A 16,942-nucleotide genomic window follows, 5' to 3' on the forward strand; every position below is an offset into this window, starting at 1 on the left:
GGCGATGGGGAACGGGGAATGAGCCCTGCCTGACAGCCCAACGCCGCCCGCTTAAAATACATGCGGACGGCGCTGTCTCTAGCCCCAGGAAGGTTGGCAAAATCCTGATGAGTTTTTGTCTGCGGAAGCGGGGCAAAGGTTTCATACCTCGGAAGGGGTAGCGCGCCTCCGCAAGACCGGCGCCGACGGCCGCGCTTCGTGCCCGGGAATTAGGGCACCCTTGTTGACATGCACATCCACCCGGGACTTTTCCTCAGGGCCGCTTCGCGCGCTCAAATCGAACGCGGTTTCCGGCGAATGGTCTGCGCAACGGCGCTTGTGCACAGGCGATGCGCCATCGGCGCGCGGCCGTCTCGCGCACCCTGGAACCTTGCGCTATGCTGTCCGTTCCACTCTCAAACAGTTTGATGTCTCAAATTGAGGGAGCCGCGCATGAGAGGCCCAACCGAGCAGGAGATCCGGACCCGCGCCTACGAATTATGGAAGGACGCCGGCGAGCCGCCGGGCAAGATGGATCAGCTCTGGTATCAGGCCGAAAAGGAACTGCTGGCGCGGCGGGCCACCAACGGCGAAGCGCCTTGCGACATCAACGGGCACAATGGGCCGAGTACATATCCGGAGAGGCTGAGGGGCGTGCATTGAGTGCGTCGCGCGGCTGAGCTAACGAGTCCGGCAGGCTGGCCCGGACCCGGAGGCATCATGAGCGGCGCGATCGATCTTTCGCAGAAACTGTCGACATTCAGCGATCACTGGTCGCCGTGCACCGTGGCGCAATTCAATGCCTGCGACGTCATGGTGGTAAAGGTGCAGGGCGAATTCGTCTGGCACAAGCACGACGACACCGACGATTTCTTCCTCGTGCTGAAAGGCATCCTCGACATCGAGCTGCGCGACCGCACCGTGACGCTAACGCCCGGCCAGATGTACATCGTGCCGAAAGGCGTCGAGCATCGCCCCGTCGCGCGGGAAGAGGTGCATCTGCTGCTGATCGAGCCGACCGGGACACCGAACACGGGCGATGCTGCGACGGCGGCGCCGCGGAAGGTGGTGTGAGGCTGGCAGGATGGGTGGAGCGAAGCGATACCCATCATCTTGACCGCGAATCCGAGTTGAAGAGCAAAGCTCGCGCGATTCATGTCGCGAGAATGCGAAATTATGACTCACCAGCAGCGCAATAAATGCGGCGTCGTCCCTGCTTTCGCATTGCGAAAGCAGGGACGACGACGGAGAGTGCCGCGTCTATCCCTCCGCCTCAATCCACTCCGCGGCACCGCGCCACAGCGCGTCGCGGTGGTCGCTGCGGAAGAAGCCGAGATGGCCGATCGCTTTTGCGCCGGCGTCGGCGGGACGGATCGAGATGATCTCCGGCGTGATCGACGTGAAGGCGGAGCACAGCAATTCGACCGCCGGCCGCGTTGCCCAGGTGTCGTCGGTCATGACAAGCGCGCGGAGCTTGCCCTTGAACTTCGGAAAATTCTCGCGCGCTGTCAGCGTGGCATCATCGAGCAGATAGCGCTCCCGCATCACCCAGCTCCGCCATTGCTCGAACGCGCCCCTCGGCAGGTCCATGCCGAGGCCGGCCCAAGCGGGGAGGTAACCGAGCGTGCGCGCCAGCGGCAGGCCGACGCCGGTCATGAAGGCGACGACGCGGTAGCGCTCGGGCGAGGCCATCAGCTTCCAATAGGCAGCCTGCGATGCGATCAGGAGCGCGCGCGGGATCTCGGCATTGTTGGCAAGCAGCCCGAGCGCCTGGCCGCCGAAGGAGTGGCCGACATAGGCGAAGGGGAGGCTGCGATAGCGCTCCGCGCATCCAGCTCACCGCCGCGGTGGCGTCGAGCGCAGCCCAGTCCGCCATCGTGGCCTTGAAGCCGGCCAGTGATTTCGGCTTGTTGAGGCCGGTCGCCGCCATCGGCCGGCTACCGCCGGTGCCGCGGTAGTCGTAGGTCAGTACCGCGGCGCCGCGGCGGGCGAGGTAGCCGGCGAAGCCGCGATAGACCTTGCGGGGCACGGCAGTCGCCGAATTGATCAGCACGGCCTGACGCCGCGTGCCGCGCGGCAGGAACAGCGTCGCGGCGAGCGGATAGCCGTCCGCGGCCGGCACGACGATGTCGTCGCTAAAAACGTCGTCCAGCGCGGCGGAGGCCACGGCGATTTCCCCGGCATTCATGCTATGCTCTACCAAATGCGAATTCGGATTTCCCTGCAAGGGCTTGACCAGATTGCAGGAATCCTTCTAGCGGGAAAGCGGAGCCCTGTGTATAAGCCGGGCTTTCGTCATGCCGTGATTAAGTTGCGGTTTTTGCTCAGGAGTTGACCTCATGTCCGAGCGGTGGACACCCGATAGCTGGCGCGCCAAGAAGGTGCTGCAGGTGCCCGATTATCCCGATGCCAAGGCATTGGCCGATGTCGAGGCCCAGCTGGCGACTTTTCCGCCGCTGGTGTTCGCGGGCGAGGCGCGCAGCCTGAAGAAGGCGCTGGGGCGGGTCGCCGCCGGCGAGGCCTTCCTGCTGCAGGGCGGCGACTGCGCCGAGAGCTTTGCCGAGCACGGCGCCAACAACATCCGCGACTTCTTCCGCGTCCTGTTGCAGATGGCGGTCGTGCTGACCTATGCCGGCGCGCTGCCGGTGGTGAAGGTCGGCCGGATCGCCGGCCAGTTCGCCAAGCCGCGCTCGTCGCCGACCGAGAAGCAGGGCGACGTCGAGCTGCCGAGCTATCGCGGCGACATCGTCAACGACATCGCCTTCACCCCGGAAGCGCGCATTCCCGATCCGCAGCGCCAGCTGATGGCTTATCGGCAATCCGCCGCGACGCTGAACCTGCTGCGCGCGTTCGCCACCGGTGGTTTCGCCAATCTCGGCAGCGTGCATCAGTGGATGCTCGGCTTCCTGAAGGATTCGCCGCAATCACGCCGCTACAAGGAGCTGGCCGACCGTATCTCGGATGCGCTGAACTTCATGCGCGCCTGCGGCCTCGACCTCGAGAGCCATCCCGAGCTGCGCGCCACCGATTTCTACACCAGCCACGAGGCGCTGCTGCTCGGCTACGAGCAGGCGATGACGCGGGTCGATTCCACCACCGGCGACTGGTACGCGACCTCCGGCCACATGATCTGGATCGGCGACCGAACCCGTCAGCTCGATCACGGCCATGTCGAATATTTCCGCGGCATCAAGAACCCGATCGGCCTGAAATGCGGCCCGTCGCTGAAGCCGGACGAACTGTTGAAGCTGATCGACATCCTCAATCCCGACGATGAGCCGGGGCGCCTGACCCTGATCAACCGGTTCGGCGCCGACAAGGTCGGCGACCATCTGCCAGGCCTGATCCGCGCCGTGCAGCGGGAAGGGCGCAAGGTGGTGTGGTCGTGCGATCCGATGCACGGCAACACCATCACCTCGACCTCGGGCTACAAGACGCGGCCGTTCGATCGCGTGCTGTCGGAGGTGAGGTCGTTCTTCCAGATCCACGCTGCCGAAGGCACCCATGCCGGCGGCGTGCACCTGGAGATGACCGGACAGGACGTCACCGAATGCATCGGCGGCGCGCGCGCCATCACCGATGAGGACCTCAACGACCGCTACCACACGGTCTGCGATCCCCGTCTTAATGCCGAACAGTCGATCGACATGGCCTTCCTGATCGCCGAACTCCTGAAGCAGGAGCGCGCCGGCAAGGTCAAGCCGATGCCGGCCGCTGCGGGGTTGTGATTGGGGCTGTGGCTTGGGCAGGCAGTGACTTGGACTTGGGGGCCGTGACTTGCTGAGGTTCTGGCGAGCCACCATCAACTCGCGCAACGGGCTGGCATTCGCCATTCGCTCGGAGCAGGCGATTCGCGAGGAGGTGGTGGCGCTGGCGCTGTCGCTGCCGCTGGCCTGGCTGGTCGGCGCCACCGTGATGCGCCGGGTCGAATTGGTTGCGACCGTGGTGCTGGTGCTCGTCATCGAGCTGCTCAACACCGCGATCGAGAAGCTAGCCGATCGCCTGACCATGGATCACGATCCGCAGATCGGGCGGGTCAAGGACATGGGCTCGGCCGCGGTCGGCGTCGCGCTCGTCATGGCCGGGCTGTTCTGGCTGTTCGCCCTCGCCGAACGCATGGGCGCGTTCTGATTCCCGAGCATGATCCGGAAACGTGGGAACCGGTTTTCCGATCAGATCATGCTCAAAAGAAGCTCCCGCCGGTCATGGCGCGATTTCTGCAATCGCACCATGACTGGAAGATGATTGAAGTTTGCTGTTGTGCAGGACAACTTAAGCGTATGAGCGAACAACAGATCAAGATTACCCTGGCGCAACTCAATCCGACGGTCGGTGACGTCACCGGCAACGCCGCGAGGGCGCGCGCCGCGCGCGAGAAAGCCAAGGCCGACGGCGCCGACCTCGTGGTGCTGTCGGAACTGTTCATCGCCGGCTACCCGCCGGAGGATCTGGTGCTCAAGCCGGCGTTCCAGTCGGCCTGCCGCGCCGCGATCGAGGAACTGGCGCGCGAGACCAGGGATGGTGGCCCAGCGATGCTGATCGGCACGCCGTGGGTCGAGGACGGCAAGCTCTACAATGCCTGCGCGCTGCTCGACGGCGGCCGCATCGCCGCGCTGCGCTTCAAGGCCAATCTGCCGAATTACGGCGTGTTCGACGAGAAGCGGCTGTTCGCGCGCGGCCCGGCGCCGGGCCCGGTGACGGTGCGCGGCGTGCGTATCGGCGTGCCGATCTGCGAGGACATCTGGCTCGAGGAGTCCGAAGAATACGAGAACGTCGTCGAATGTCTCGCCGAGACCGGCGCCGAGATTCTCGTGGTGCCGAACGGCTCGCCCTATGCCCGCGACAAGGCCGACCTCAGGCTGTCGATCGTCGTCGCGCGCGTCACTGAGAGCGGGCTGCCGCTGGTCTATCTCAACGAGGTCGGCGGCCAGGACGAGCTGATCTTCGACGGCGCCTCGTTCGCGCTGAATGCCGATCTTTCCGTCGCGGCGCAGCTTCCGGCGTTCGAGGAGAACATCACGACGCTGACCTGGCGCAAGACCGCCGACGGCTGGCGCTGCAACGGGCCGATCACGGCGCAGCTCGAGGGCGACAAGGCCGATTACGCGGCCTGCGTGCTCGGTCTGCGCGACTATGTCCGCAAGAACGGTTTTCCCGGCGTGCTGCTCGGCGTCTCCGGCGGCATCGACTCGGCGCTGTGCGCGGCGATCGCGGTCGATGCGCTCGGCGCCGACAAGGTGCGCGGCGTGATGCTGCCGTTCCGCTACACCGCGCAGGTGTCGCTCGACGATGCCGCCAAGCTCGCCGCGGCGCTCGGCATCCGCTACGAGATCCTGCCGATCGCCGATGCCGTGAACGGCTTCGAGACGATTCTGGCGCCGGTGTTCAAGGGGCTGGACCGCGACATCACCGAGGAGAATTTGCAGGCGCGCGCCCGCGGCACGCTGTTGATGGCGATCTCCAACAAGACCGGCGCCATGGTGGTGACCACCGGCAACAAGTCGGAGATGTCGGTCGGCTACGCCACGCTGTACGGCGACATGAACGGCGGCTTCAATCCGATCAAGGACATCTACAAGACCGAGGTGTTTCGCCTGTCGAGCCTGCGCAATGGCTGGAAGCCGGACGGCGCGCTCGGGCCGTCAGGCGAGGTGATCCCGGTCAACATCATCATCCGGCCGCCGACCGCCGAGTTGCGCGAGAACCAGACCGACCAGGATTCGCTGCCGCCCTACGACGTGCTGGACGCGATCCTCGAGCGGCTGGTGGAGCGCGAGGAGCCGCTGGCGACCATCATCGAAGCCGGCTTCGACCGCGACGTGGTGGCCCGGGTCGATCGCCTGCTCAACATCGCCGAATACAAGCGGCGGCAGGCGGCGCCGGGGGTGAAGGTGACGCGGAAGAACTTCGGCCGCGACCGCCGCTATCCCATCACCAACCGCTTCCGCGATTTCGGCAAGGCGCTGCCGGCGCCCGACGAGACGCTGGTGGCGCGCACCTCGCGCGCGTCGGCGGAAGCGTTCGAGGGCTGAACTCTTCTTACCGCTTGGGAATGAAGGTCGGGCCGACGGTGCGGATCTGGCCGTCGCTCGCCGGCGCGGCCGGTGCCGCGGCGTCAGCGGCGGCGGGCTGCTGTTGAGCTGCGGCTGCGGGCGCGCCCTTCTTGCCGGCGGCGGCCTTGGTCTGGGCGCGCTGCTGCATCTTCCGCGCGCTCTCCTCGGTGACGATGATGTCACCCTGCTGCTCGGCGGACGCCTTGTCGTCGACCGCCTTCAGCGCCTCGGCCCAGCTCTGGCCGGCCGGCTTGCAGGAGCAGGATGGATTGAACTCGGTGCGGTACTTGAAGGCGTTCGGCAGCGACGAGTAGGACACGCCGCTGATCGAGACCGCCTGGTTGATGTCCTCGCCGGGATTTCGGTAGGTGAACAGGCTGGCATCCGCGGCAGGGCACTGCGCCTTGCAGATCTGCTCGTCGGCGGCGAAGCGCGCCTGCACGGTCGCGAACGAGATCGGGAAATAGGCGCCGTCGCAGGTGCGGACGCAGACGGTGCGGAAGGTCCCGGACTGGGCGCCATACTGCGCATCGGGCGGGGGCAGCGGATTGTTGGGATTGCCGCCGCCACCGCCGCCGAACAGGTTCTCGAGGAAGTTGCCGGGGCCACGCGCGGCCGCGGCATATTGCGGGCCGCAATTATTCTGCGCCAGAGCGGTCAGGACCGAACGGCGCTGGTTCTCGCGGTCGGCGCCGCCGAGCCCGCCCGAGCGCAGCCGCTCGAGATTGGCGGTGATCTGGTCGAGATTGGCGCGCATCTGCTGGATCTGGGTGTTGACCGGACCGCACTGCGCCGAATTGTTGTTGAAGAGCGAGAAGAATCCGGAGCTGTCGCAGCCCATGCGCCGGGCCTGCGCCGTCACGCGATCGAGCTCGCCCTGCTGGCGGGTTGCCGCGTCCTGATAGCGGCGGATCTGCTCGTCCTTGGCCGGGTCGCCGGAGCCGCCGCCGCGGTCGATCGCCGCCAGCTGGCCTTCGAGCCGGCCGCACATCGGATTGGCCTGCGGATTGGGCTGTGGCGCGCCTTGCGGAGCCGGACCGGGCGGGCCGGGCGGCACTTGCGCCAGGGCATGCGTGGCGGGCAGGGACATGCCGGCCAGCACGGCGCAACTCAGAAACCAGCGGGAGAAGCGAGAACGGGAGCTATTGGGCATATCCGGCCATTAAAACGACGCCGCGCGGCGATCAACGCCAAAGCGCGCGGGCAAGGCCGCTGCAATAGCCGTTTCTCGGGGCAGCGTCACGTCGTTTCCGGGGCGCCGGTGTGGCAATAACCCCGTCTGGCCAGCGGCTTGGCTCAGCGCTGGCAGGTGATGGCGACGAATTCACCACAGCTGTTGCCGTTGCATTTTTCATTCGCGGCGTGCGGACCCGCACCGGTGATCTCGTCGGGATCGACGCGGCGGTAATTGGTGGCCTGCGCAAAATCGCGTGACCGGCAATAGGCGCGGGCGGCGGAGGCACCGCAGCGATCGCCGCGGGCGAGGCACTGGTCGATGCCGTAGCCGTCGGCCTGGTTGGCGACGATGAAGACGCGGCTGTCGGCCAGCGCGGCCGAGGAAACAAGGAAGGACGGAGCAACAAAGAGCGTGCAGGCAATCAATGCTGAAACAGGCCGCATGGTGCACCAGTGAAAATGGCGGGGAATCCGCAAGCGACCGGATACGCCCAAATCCTTAATAATGATTAACCATGAGGGCGTTGACGTGATTTCGGTGCGGAGCGGGTGGCTAACTGCCCGAAAACAGCCCCTTGACGCAATAATGGGGCCGTGAGACATGGTGGAACCATGAACGGCCACCTCGCCATCTGCAGCATTTGCCGCGAGATTATGAGCTAGCGATTCGCTGGCTGAGGCCGTCTTTTCTCAACACATGAGAGCATTGGACCGCCCGGCCGCAAGGGAACGGTTTCCATGGATTTGCGCCTCTACGATACGCTGACCCGGGAGAAGCGGCCGTTTGTGCCGCTCGATGCCGAAAACGTCCGCATGTATGCCTGCGGACCGACGGTCTACGACTTCGCCCATATCGGCAACGGCCGCGCTGCCATCGTTTTCGACGTGCTGTTTCGCGTGCTGCGCCATCGCTATGGCGCCGATCACGTGACCTATGTCCGCAACGTCACCGACGTCGACGACAAGATCAACGTCCGCGCCGCGCGGGATTATCCCGGCGTGCCGCTGAACGAGGCGATCCGCAAGGTCACCGAGCAGACCTATCAGCAGTATCAGGACGACGTCACGGCGCTCGGCTGCTTGCCGCCGACCGTGCAGCCGCGCGCGACCGAGCACATCCCGGAGATGCGCGCCATCATCGAGAAGCTGGTTGCCGGCGGCTTTGCCTATGTCGCCGAGGATCATGTGCTGTTCTCGCCGCAGGCGATGAACGCGGCCAATTCGATGTTGCCGCGTTACGGCGCGCTGTCGAAGCGTTCGCTCGACGAGATGATCGCCGGCGCCCGCGTCGATGTCGCGCCCTACAAGCGCGACAACACCGATTTCGTGCTGTGGAAGCCGTCGAAGCCGGGCGAGCCGTCATGGCCGTCGCCCGCAGGCATCAAGGTCGAGGGCCGCCCCGGCTGGCACATCGAGTGCTCGGCAATGGCCTGGAAGCATCTCGGCGAGAAGTTCGACATTCACGGCGGCGGCATCGACCTGGTGTTCCCGCACCATGAGAACGAGCTAGCCCAGACCTGCTGCGCGTTCCACTCCGACCGCATGGCCAATGTCTGGATGCACAACGGTTTCCTGCAGATCGAAAGCGAGAAGATGTCGAAGTCGCTCGGCAACTTCTTCACGATCCGCGATCTGTTGGCCGATTGGCCCGGCGAGGTGCTGCGGCTTGCCATGCTGAAGACGCATTATCGTTCGCCGCTCGACTGGACCGCCAAGGCCACCGAGGAGGCCGCGAAGACACTCGACGACTGGTACGCGGTCGCGGCCGACGCCGATCCCGGCGCGCCGTCGCCGGCGATGGTCGAGGCGCTCTACGACGACCTCAATACGGCGCAGGCGATGGCCGTGCTGCACGGCCTGCGCGGTGCTGCGTCGAGCAGCGAACAGAGCCGCAGGGAGTTTGCCGGCTCGCTCCGGCTGCTCGGCTTCCTGTCGGAGAGCGCGGCCGCGTGGGAGGCCCGCAAGCAGCAGGCGAGCGGTGTCGATGCCGCCGCGGTGGAAGCACTGATCACCGAGCGCACCGCGGCGCGGGCCCGCAAGGACTTCAAGGAGTCGGATCGGATCCGCGATCAGCTCGCCGCGATGGGCGTGGCGATCAAGGACGGAAAGGATGCCGAAGGAAAGCCGATCACCACCTGGGAGGTCGCGCGATGAGCCGCTCCGCGCCCGCCTTGCGCCCGTATCTGCCCGACGACGCGCCGCTGCTGGCGGCGATCTTCGCGGCCTCGATCATGGACCTGACCGGCGACGACTACAGCGAGGCGCAGCAGGAAGCCTGGGCGATGGCCGCCGACGACGAGGCGGCCTTCGGCAAGAAGCTCGCCGGCCAGCTCACGCTGATCGCGACCTTGCAGGGCGCCCCGGTCGGTTTCGCCTCGCTGAAGGGCGCCGATCTCATCGACATGCTCTATGTGCATCCGAGCGCGGTCGGGCAGGGTGTCGGCAGCGCGCTGTGCGATGCGCTTGAGAAGATCGCGAGTGCCCGCGGCACCAAGACCCTGAAGGTCGATGCCAGCGACACCGCGCTGGAATTCTTCCGCAAGCGCGGCTACGTCGCTCAGCAGCGCAACTCGGTCACTATCAACGACGAGTGGCTCGCCAACACCACGATGCAGAAGCAGCTCGATGGTGTCGCGACCCCGGGAGGCCACGCGTGAGCCGCGAGCGCCTCTATCTGTTCGACACCACGCTGCGCGACGGCGCGCAGACCAATGGCGTCGACTTCACCCTGCAGGACAAGCAGGTGATATCAGGCATGCTCGACGCGCTCGGCATCGACTATGTCGAGGGCGGCTATCCCGGCGCCAATCCGACCGACACCGAGTTCTTCAGCAAGAAGCCTGCGTTCGACCACGCACGCTTCACCGCCTTCGGCATGACGCGGCGGCCGGGCCGCTCGGCGTCGAACGATCCCGGGCTTGCCGGCATCCTCGAGGCCAAGGCGGACGCGATCTGCTTCGTCGCGAAATCCTCCGCCTACCAGGTCCGCGTCGCGCTCGAGACCACGAATGAGGAGAACCTCGCCTCGATCCGCGACAGCGTCGCTGCCGCGAAGGCGCTCGGCCGCGAGGTGATGGTCGACTGCGAGCATTTCTTCGACGGCTACAAGGAGAACCGCGACTACGCGCTCGCCTGCGCCAAGGCGGCCTATCAGGCCGGCGCCCGCTGGGTGGTGCTGTGCGACACCAATGGCGGCACCATGCCGCATGAGATCGAGACCATCGTCGGCGAAGTCATCAAGCAGGTGCCCGGCGCCCATCTCGGCATCCACGCCCATAACGACACCGAGCAGGCGGTCGCCAATTCGCTCGCCGCGGTGCGGGCCGGCGCGCGGCAGATCCAGGGCACGCTCAACGGCCTCGGCGAGCGCTGCGGCAACGCCAACCTCTGCTCACTGATCCCGACCTTGAAGCTGAAGCAGGAGTTTGCCGACAAGTTCGAGATCGGCGTCACCACGGAGAAGCTGGCGACGCTGATGAAGGTGTCGCGCACGCTCGACGACATGCTGAACCGCGCGCCCAACCGCCATGCGGCCTATGTCGGCGAAAGCGCATTCGTCACCAAGACCGGCATCCATGCCTCGGCTGTCATGAAGGATCCGCAGACCTATGAGCACGTGCTGCCGGATTCCGTCGGCAATCACCGCAAGGTGCTGGTGTCCGATCAGGCCGGCCGCTCCAACGTGATGGCCGAGCTCGACCGTGCCGGCATCGCCTATGACAAGAGCGATCCGCGGCTGACGCGGCTGGTCGAGGAATTGAAGGAGCGCGAGGCCGCGGGCTTCGCCTATGAATCAGCCAACGCGTCGTTCGATCTCTTGGCGCGCCGCACGCTCGGCAAGGTGCCGGAATATTTCAAGGTCGAGCAGTTCGACGTCAATGTCGAACAGCGCTACAACGCCAACGGCCAGCGCGTCACCGTGGCGCTCGCGGTGGTGAAGGTCGATGTCGACGGCGAGCGGCTGATCTCGGCCGCCGAAGGCAACGGCCCGGTCAACGCGCTCGACGTCGCGCTGCGCAAGGACCTCGGCAAGTACCAGAAATATATCGATGGCCTGAAGCTGATCGACTACCGCGTGCGTATCCTCAATGGTGGCACCGAGGCGGTCACGCGCGTCTTGATCGAGAGCGAGGACGAGACCGGCGAGAGCTGGACCACGGTCGGCGTCTCGCCCAACATCATCGACGCCTCGTTCCAGGCGCTGATGGATTCGGTGTTCTACAAGCTGGTGAAGTCGGGCGCGCAGGCGTGAGTGATTGAGCCGTCATTCCGGGGCGATGCGAAGCAGCGAACCCGGAATCTCGAGATTCCGGGTCTGGTCCTTCGGACCATCCCGGAATGACAACGGGGAGGGAGTATCCATGATCGACCACGTCTCCGTCGGCGTTCGCGATCTGGAACGGGCCGCGCGGTTCTACGAGCCGACGTTGGCCGCGCTTGGCCTGAGCCGCCTCGTCACGCGGCCGGCGACGGTCGGCTTCGGCAAGGCCTATCCAGAATTCTGGATCAATCTGCGCGCCACGATGGCGCAGGTGCCGCATGAGAGCGGCACCCATATCTGCCTGCGCGCGAAGACTACCGCGGAGGTCGACGCCTTCCACGCCGCTGCGTTGGCGTCCGGCGGCCTCTCCGATGGTCCTCCGGGCCTGCGCCCGCACGACCGCGTGCGCTACTATGCGGCCTTCGTCCTCGATCCCGACGGCAACCGCATCGAGGCCGTGACGTTTCCGAGCGAGTAGTAAGGATTTCAGGCTAGCACTTGTCTCGACCCGTCATCCTGAGGAGCGCGTAGCGCGTCTCGAAGGATGCACGGCCACCAGCGGGGCCGTCGTGCTTCGAGACGGCCGCTCTGCGGCCTCCTCAGCATGACGGTCATGGAGCCGAAAGTGCGGCGAACAGTTACAGCCGCCGCGCCACTTCGGGCGCGAGATCCTTCGCGGCCTCGGGCGTGCGTGCCACCGCCGAACGCAGCCGCGGCAGGATCTCGTCGATGCGATCGGCCATCAGCACGTTGATCGGCAGCGTGGGGCGGATGAACTCGGTCATGCGCATGTGGTTCAAAAGCGAGAGCAGGGGCTCCCAGAAATTGTCGATGTTGGCGAGCAGGATCGGCTTGTGGTGACGGCCGAGCTGCTGCCAGGTCAATTGCTCGACCAACTCTTCCAGCGTGCCGATGCCGCCCGGCAGCGCGACGAACGCATCCGAGCGCTCGAACATCAGGCGCTTGCGCTCATGCATGTCGGGCGTGACGATCATCTCCTGAACCGAAGTCAACGCGTTCTCGCGCGCGCGCAGGAATTCGGGAATGATGCCGGTGACGGAGCCACCGTGATCGAGCGTCGATCTCGCGACCGCGCCCATCAAGCCGATCGAGCCGCCGCCATAGACCAGGCGCACGTTGTTTTCGGCAAAGCTCTTGCCGAGCGCGACGGCAGCTTCAACGAAACGGGGATTGTTACCGGGGCCGGAGCCGCAATAAACACAGACAGTCTTGATTTGGTTCATACGTTCCTTGTGGCACTGCAGCGTAAACAGGGTCAAGACTCCCATATGGGGATTGAGGGCCAAAAAATCCCGTAAATTCCCGCGAATCGCGAACAATTTTCGTCATAAGCCTGTACGCCGCGTTCAAACGATCTATATGACGGGCACAATGGCAAACCGTGGAAAAGATGTCGCAGCGGAGCGCCGCGCCGTGGCCGCGCGGGCGGGCGCCTGATGGTGCCGCCGCAACAGAGTGTGACCGGCGCCGCACAGCCCACGGCCACGCCGCCGGCCGCCGAGAAGGGGACGCTGCTCGGCACCCTCGTTCGTCTCTGGCCCTACATCTGGCCCGGCGATCGCGCCGATTTGAAGACGCGCGTGATCTGGTCGGTGGTGCTGCTGCTGTTCGCCAAGCTCGCGACGCTGTCGGTGCCGTTCACCTTCAAATGGGCGATCGATGCGCTGAACGGCACCGGCTCGGCGCCGGTCGCGGCCTCGAACTGGGTGGTCTGGCTGATCGCCTCGCCGGTGCTGATGACGATCAGCTACGGCGCGGTGCGCATCATCATGGCGGTGCTGACGCAGTGGCGCGACGGCATCTTCGCCCGCGTCGCCATGCATGCGGTGCGGCGGCTCGCCTATATCACCTTCGTGCACATGCATGAGCTGTCGCTGCGCTTCCATCTCGAGCGCAAGACCGGCGGCCTGACCCGCGTCCTTGAGCGCGGCCGCTCCGGCATCGAGACCATCGTGCGGATGGTGATCCTGCAGCTGATCCCGACCATCGTCGAGGTCGCGCTGCTGGCGGCGGTGCTGCTCTGGCAGTTCGACTGGCGCTACGTGCTCGCGGTGCTGCTCACGGTCGTCGTGTTCATGTACTTCACCTATATCGCGACCGAGTGGCGGATCGAGATCCGCCGCAGGATGAACGATTCCGACACCGAGGCGAACACCAAGGCGATCGACTCGCTGCTCAACTACGAGACGGTGAAATATTTCGGCGCCGAGGAGCGCGAGGCGCGGCGCTACGACCGCTCGATGGAGCGCTACGAGCAGGCCAGCGTGAAGACCTATACCTCGCTCGCGGTGCTCAACACCGGGCAGGCGATCATCTTCACCGCCGGGCTGACCGCGACCATGCTGATGTGCGCGTTCGGCATCCGCAACGGCACCCACACTGTCGGCGATTTCGTGCTGATCAATTCGATGATGATCCAGCTCTACCAGCCGCTGAATTTCATGGGCATGGTCTATCGCGAGATCAAGCAGGCGATCATCGACATCGAGAAGATGTTCGACGTGCTGGCGCGCGATCCCGAGGTGAGGGACATTCCGGGGGCCAAGCCGCTCGCGGTGTCATCCGGCAGCGTGCGGTTCGAGGATGTCCGCTTCTCCTACGAGGCGGACCGGCCGATCCTCAAGGGCCTGAGCTTCGAGGTGCCGGCCGGCAAGACGGTTGCGATCGTCGGTCCCTCCGGCGCCGGCAAGTCGACGATCTCGCGGCTGCTGTTCCGCCTCTACGACGTCTCGAGCGGCCGCATCCTGATCGACGGCCAGGACATCAAGACCGTGACGCAGGCCTCGCTGCGCTCGGCGATCGGCATGGTGCCGCAGGACACCGTGCTGTTCAACGACACCATCCGCTACAACATCCGCTATGGCCGCTGGGATGCCGGCGACGACGAGGTGGAGGAGGCGGCGCGCCTCGCGCAGATCGACGGCTTCATCCGGATGTCGCCGCAGGGCTATGAGACGCAGGTCGGCGAGCGCGGCCTGAAACTCTCCGGCGGCGAGAAGCAGCGCGTTGCGATCGCGCGCACGGTGCTGAAGGCGCCGCCGATCCTGGTGCTGGACGAGGCGACCTCCGCGCTCGACAGCCACACCGAGCACGAGATCCAGGGCGCGCTGGAGCGGGTCTCGCGCAACCGCACCTCGCTGGTGATCGCGCACCGGCTGTCGACCATCGTCGGCGCCGACGAGATCATCGTGCTGGACCAGGGCCGGATCGCCGAGCGCGGCACCCACGCGCGGCTTTTGGCCGCCGACGGCCTCTATGCCAGCATGTGGAACCGGCAACGCGAGGCCGAGGAGGCCCGCGAACGGCTCGCCCAGGTCGATGACGACGGCACCGCGCCGAATCGGCTGCCGCCGGCGGTCACCGAAACGTCGGAGGATTCCAGCCCTGATGCGGGTGAGAAACCCTTGCCGACCGCCGCGGAATAGTCGATTTAGGGCCTCTCCCGCCAAATGGGGCGGGGAAACGCAAGCGAGCTCTGATGTCGATCGCCAACTCCATCCGCGCGCAGATCCCGCCGATCCACCCCGAGGGCTATCCCTTTATCGGCGGCTTCGCTCTGGCGAGCCTGATCCTGTTCTGGATCTGGACCCCGCTGGGCTGGATCGGGACGCTGCTGACCGTCTGGTGCGCGCTGTTCTTCCGCGATCCGGTTCGCGTGACGCCGCTGCGCGACGGCATCGTGGTATCGCCGGCCGACGGCCGCGTCTCGATGGTGGTGCAGGCGCTGCCGCCGGCCGAGCTCGGGCTCGGCGACAAGCCGCTGCCGCGTGTCTCGGTATTCATGAGCGTGTTCAACTGCCATGTGAACCGCAGCCCGGTGGTCGGCCGCATCGACCGCATTACCTACCGGCCCGGCGCCTTCATCAATGCCGAGCTCGACAAGGCGAGCGAGGACAATGAGCGCAATTCGCTCGTGATCTCGACCTCCAACGGGCGCATTGGCGTGGTCCAGATCGCAGGCCTCGTGGCGCGGCGCATCGTCTGCTTCGTCAAGGAGGGCCAGTCGATCGGCGCCGGCGAGCGCTTCGGCCTGATCCGCTTCGGCTCGCGGCTCGACGTCTATCTGCCCGAGGGCACCAAGGCGCTGGTCTCGGAGGGGCAGACCGCGGTCGCCGGCGAGACGATTCTGGCGGATTTCCGCAACGCCGATCCGGGCCGGACTTACCGCGCCGATTAACTCTGTTTCGCCAGCCCCATCAGCCGGTTCCCGCCGCAATGGCGGAGCCGGACGGCGCTTGCTATATTCATCAGGCCATGACGCCATTCGATCCGAATTCCACCGAGTATCGCCGCCGCCGGTTCCGCCCGATCCCGGTGCGGATGCTGGTGCCGAACATGATCACGCTGCTGGCGATTTGCGCCGGGCTGACCGCGATCCGGCTGTCGACGGAAGGGCGGATGGAGCTGGCGGTCGCCGCCATCGTGTTCGCCGCGATCCTCGACGGCATCGATGGCCGCGTCGCGCGCATGATCAAGGGCCAGTCGAAATTCGGCGCGGAGCTCGACAGCCTCGCCGACTTCGTCAATTTCGGCGTCGCGCCGGGCCTGATCCTGTATTTCTGGCAGCTGCATGAATTGAACAATGGCGGCTGGATCGCCGCGATGGTGTTCGCGATCTCCGGCGGCCTGCGGCTTGCGCGCTTCAATGCCTCGATCGACGATCCGAACAAGCCGGCGTTTGCCGCCAACTATTTCACTGGCGTGCCGGCGCCGGCCGGTGCGATCACCGTGCTGCTGCCGATCTATCTCGCCTTCCTCGGCGTGCCGATGCCGCCGGCGACGCTGACGGCGTTCTACACGCTGTTGATCGCCTTCCTGATGGTGTCGCGGCTGCCGGTGTTCTCCGGCAAGACCGTGAAGATGCGCGTGCCGCCGGAAATGGTGCTGCCGGTGTTCGTGTCGGTGGTGTTCATCGTCGCGCTGCTGATCGGCTATCCCTGGCACATCCTGTCGGCGGGCTCGGTGCTCTATCTGATCAGCCTGCCCTGGGGCTGGAAGTCCTACCGCGACCAGGAGCGCCAGCTTGCCGCGCAGACGCAAGCTGCGGGCGCGCCGGTGGCGGCGCAGGCCGCTGCTCCCTATACGGCGCCGGTCGCGGAGAGTGACCACGACGATCGTCCGACGCATCTGCACTGAGTGCGCCCTCGGTAGTCGACCGTCATCCTGAGGTGCGAGCCTTGCGGCGCAATTGCGCCGCCGGGCGAGCCTCGAAGGATGTACGGCCCGGCTCCGAGATTGGGGCCGTCGACCCTTCGAGGGCCGCTGAAGAAGCGGCCACCTCCAGCGACAACGGCTTCGCCGTTGCGCGGGGGTGACGGTGATAGAGTGGTTTCATTCCAGCAAATATCAGCCATGAGCGTGCCTCGGTTGGGTTCGCCTGCGATCTCGGCTATAGGCTGAGACGGCCCGCTCGAGCATGATCCGGAAAAGTGGAGACCGGTTTTCCGAAAAG

General features: G+C 65.8%; 15 protein-coding genes and 1 pseudogene. 12 read left to right on the forward strand and 4 right to left on the reverse strand.

Going from position 1 to position 16,942, the window contains the following annotated elements:
- Nucleotides 1–432: 432 nt before the first annotated feature.
- Nucleotides 433–642, forward strand: coding sequence for a DUF2934 domain-containing protein (locus ACVMDN_RS12970; protein WP_057017262.1), 210 nt, complete (start codon nt 433–435; stop codon nt 640–642).
- Between the two features lie 57 nt (nt 643–699).
- The gene (locus tag ACVMDN_RS12975; RefSeq protein ID WP_076826452.1) at nt 700–1,053 is read left to right on the forward strand and encodes a cupin domain-containing protein; all 354 of its coding nucleotides are present in this window, start codon (nt 700–702) and stop codon (nt 1,051–1,053) included.
- Between the two features lie 186 nt (nt 1,054–1,239).
- On the opposite strand, the pseudogene ACVMDN_RS12980 reads toward ACVMDN_RS12975, so the two are convergent.
- Nucleotides 1,240–2,167 (reverse strand): annotated as a pseudogene (locus tag ACVMDN_RS12980) (alpha/beta hydrolase family protein).
- Nucleotides 2,168–2,318: 151 nt separating this feature from the next.
- On the opposite strand from ACVMDN_RS12980, the gene ACVMDN_RS12985 reads away from it, so the two are divergent.
- From ACVMDN_RS12985 to ACVMDN_RS12995, 3 genes are all read left to right on the forward strand, one after another.
- Nucleotides 2,319–3,707, forward strand: coding sequence for a class II 3-deoxy-7-phosphoheptulonate synthase (locus ACVMDN_RS12985; RefSeq protein ID WP_028334252.1), 1,389 nt, complete (start codon nt 2,319–2,321; stop codon nt 3,705–3,707).
- Between the two features lie 49 nt (nt 3,708–3,756).
- Nucleotides 3,757–4,110, forward strand: a complete 354-nt coding sequence (locus tag ACVMDN_RS12990; RefSeq protein ID WP_028334253.1) for a diacylglycerol kinase — start codon at nt 3,757–3,759, stop codon at nt 4,108–4,110.
- 149 nt (nt 4,111–4,259) lie between these two features.
- On the forward strand, nt 4,260–6,011 hold the full coding sequence (locus tag ACVMDN_RS12995; protein ID WP_057017264.1) for an NAD+ synthase: 1,752 nt from the start codon (nt 4,260–4,262) through the stop codon (nt 6,009–6,011).
- A gap of 7 nt (nt 6,012–6,018) precedes the next feature.
- Here ACVMDN_RS12995 and ACVMDN_RS13000 read toward each other — a convergent pair whose 3' ends face one another.
- Nucleotides 6,019–7,185, reverse strand: a complete 1,167-nt coding sequence (locus tag ACVMDN_RS13000) for a DUF2865 domain-containing protein (RefSeq protein ID WP_076826456.1) — start codon at nt 7,183–7,185, stop codon at nt 6,019–6,021.
- A gap of 143 nt (nt 7,186–7,328) precedes the next feature.
- Complete coding sequence (locus ACVMDN_RS13005; RefSeq protein WP_076826458.1) at nt 7,329–7,652, reverse strand: hypothetical protein; 324 nt, start codon at nt 7,650–7,652, stop codon at nt 7,329–7,331.
- A gap of 294 nt (nt 7,653–7,946) precedes the next feature.
- On the opposite strand from ACVMDN_RS13005, the gene cysS reads away from it, so the two are divergent.
- The 4 genes from cysS to ACVMDN_RS13025 all read left to right on the forward strand — a co-directional run bounded on the left by cysS (nt 7,947) and on the right by ACVMDN_RS13025 (nt 11,947).
- A complete protein-coding gene (gene cysS, locus ACVMDN_RS13010; protein WP_141340544.1) occupies nt 7,947–9,362 on the forward strand; it encodes a cysteine--tRNA ligase in 1,416 nt (471 codons plus the stop codon).
- Entirely contained in the window at nt 9,359–9,865 is a 507-nt protein-coding gene (locus ACVMDN_RS13015; RefSeq protein WP_141340545.1) for a GNAT family N-acetyltransferase, read from the forward strand. The genes cysS and ACVMDN_RS13015 overlap by 4 nt, the downstream gene beginning before the upstream one ends.
- Nucleotides 9,862–11,460: a citramalate synthase gene (gene cimA / locus ACVMDN_RS13020; RefSeq protein WP_141340546.1), complete on the forward strand. Its 1,599-nt coding sequence runs from the start codon at nt 9,862–9,864 to the stop codon at nt 11,458–11,460. Before ACVMDN_RS13015 ends, cimA begins: the two co-directional genes overlap by 4 nt.
- Nucleotides 11,461–11,569: 109 nt before the next feature.
- On the forward strand, nt 11,570–11,947 hold the full coding sequence (locus ACVMDN_RS13025; protein ID WP_057017270.1) for a VOC family protein: 378 nt from the start codon (nt 11,570–11,572) through the stop codon (nt 11,945–11,947).
- 160 nt (nt 11,948–12,107) lie between these two features.
- Here the strand turns inward: ACVMDN_RS13025 and ACVMDN_RS13030 are convergent, their stop codons facing one another.
- Complete coding sequence (locus ACVMDN_RS13030) at nt 12,108–12,713, reverse strand: LOG family protein (RefSeq protein ID WP_141340547.1); 606 nt, start codon at nt 12,711–12,713, stop codon at nt 12,108–12,110.
- 213 nt (nt 12,714–12,926) lie between these two features.
- Here ACVMDN_RS13030 and ACVMDN_RS13035 point away from each other — a divergent pair, with 213 nt between their 5' ends.
- The 3 genes from ACVMDN_RS13035 to pssA all read left to right on the forward strand — a co-directional run bounded on the left by ACVMDN_RS13035 (nt 12,927) and on the right by pssA (nt 16,626).
- The gene (locus ACVMDN_RS13035) at nt 12,927–14,915 is read left to right on the forward strand and encodes an ABCB family ABC transporter ATP-binding protein/permease (RefSeq protein WP_246786570.1); all 1,989 of its coding nucleotides are present in this window, start codon (nt 12,927–12,929) and stop codon (nt 14,913–14,915) included.
- A gap of 53 nt (nt 14,916–14,968) precedes the next feature.
- Nucleotides 14,969–15,667, forward strand: a complete 699-nt coding sequence (locus ACVMDN_RS13040) for a phosphatidylserine decarboxylase (RefSeq protein ID WP_141340548.1) — start codon at nt 14,969–14,971, stop codon at nt 15,665–15,667.
- A gap of 77 nt (nt 15,668–15,744) precedes the next feature.
- Complete coding sequence (gene pssA / locus ACVMDN_RS13045) at nt 15,745–16,626, forward strand: CDP-diacylglycerol--serine O-phosphatidyltransferase (protein ID WP_057017306.1); 882 nt, start codon at nt 15,745–15,747, stop codon at nt 16,624–16,626.
- The last annotated feature ends 316 nt before the right edge of the window (nt 16,627–16,942 follow it).

It is taken from the genome of Bradyrhizobium sp. USDA 4510 (assembly GCF_054059095.1).

What these genes read in the sequence shown, in the direction of transcription:
- ACVMDN_RS13025 (WP_057017270.1), top strand. Translation starts at nt 11,570, where the DNA reads ATGATCGACCACGTCTCCGTCGGCGTTCGCGATCTGGAACGGGCCGCG.
- ACVMDN_RS12975 (WP_076826452.1), top strand. Translation starts at nt 700, where the DNA reads ATGAGCGGCGCGATCGATCTTTCGCAGAAACTGTCGACATTCAGCGAT.
- ACVMDN_RS12970 (WP_057017262.1), top strand. Translation starts at nt 433, where the DNA reads ATGAGAGGCCCAACCGAGCAGGAGATCCGGACCCGCGCCTACGAATTA.
- ACVMDN_RS13030 (WP_141340547.1), bottom strand. Translation starts at nt 12,713, where the DNA reads ATGAACCAAATCAAGACTGTCTGTGTTTATTGCGGCTCCGGCCCCGGT.
- ACVMDN_RS12995 (WP_057017264.1), top strand. Translation starts at nt 4,260, where the DNA reads ATGAGCGAACAACAGATCAAGATTACCCTGGCGCAACTCAATCCGACG.
- ACVMDN_RS12985 (WP_028334252.1), top strand. Translation starts at nt 2,319, where the DNA reads ATGTCCGAGCGGTGGACACCCGATAGCTGGCGCGCCAAGAAGGTGCTG.
- ACVMDN_RS13000 (WP_076826456.1), bottom strand. Translation starts at nt 7,185, where the DNA reads ATGCCCAATAGCTCCCGTTCTCGCTTCTCCCGCTGGTTTCTGAGTTGC.
- cysS (WP_141340544.1), top strand. Translation starts at nt 7,947, where the DNA reads ATGGATTTGCGCCTCTACGATACGCTGACCCGGGAGAAGCGGCCGTTT.
- ACVMDN_RS13015 (WP_141340545.1), top strand. Translation starts at nt 9,359, where the DNA reads ATGAGCCGCTCCGCGCCCGCCTTGCGCCCGTATCTGCCCGACGACGCG.
- ACVMDN_RS13040 (WP_141340548.1), top strand. Translation starts at nt 14,969, where the DNA reads ATGTCGATCGCCAACTCCATCCGCGCGCAGATCCCGCCGATCCACCCC.
- ACVMDN_RS13005 (WP_076826458.1), bottom strand. Translation starts at nt 7,652, where the DNA reads ATGCGGCCTGTTTCAGCATTGATTGCCTGCACGCTCTTTGTTGCTCCG.
- pssA (WP_057017306.1), top strand. Translation starts at nt 15,745, where the DNA reads ATGACGCCATTCGATCCGAATTCCACCGAGTATCGCCGCCGCCGGTTC.
- ACVMDN_RS13035 (WP_246786570.1), top strand. Translation starts at nt 12,927, where the DNA reads ATGGTGCCGCCGCAACAGAGTGTGACCGGCGCCGCACAGCCCACGGCC.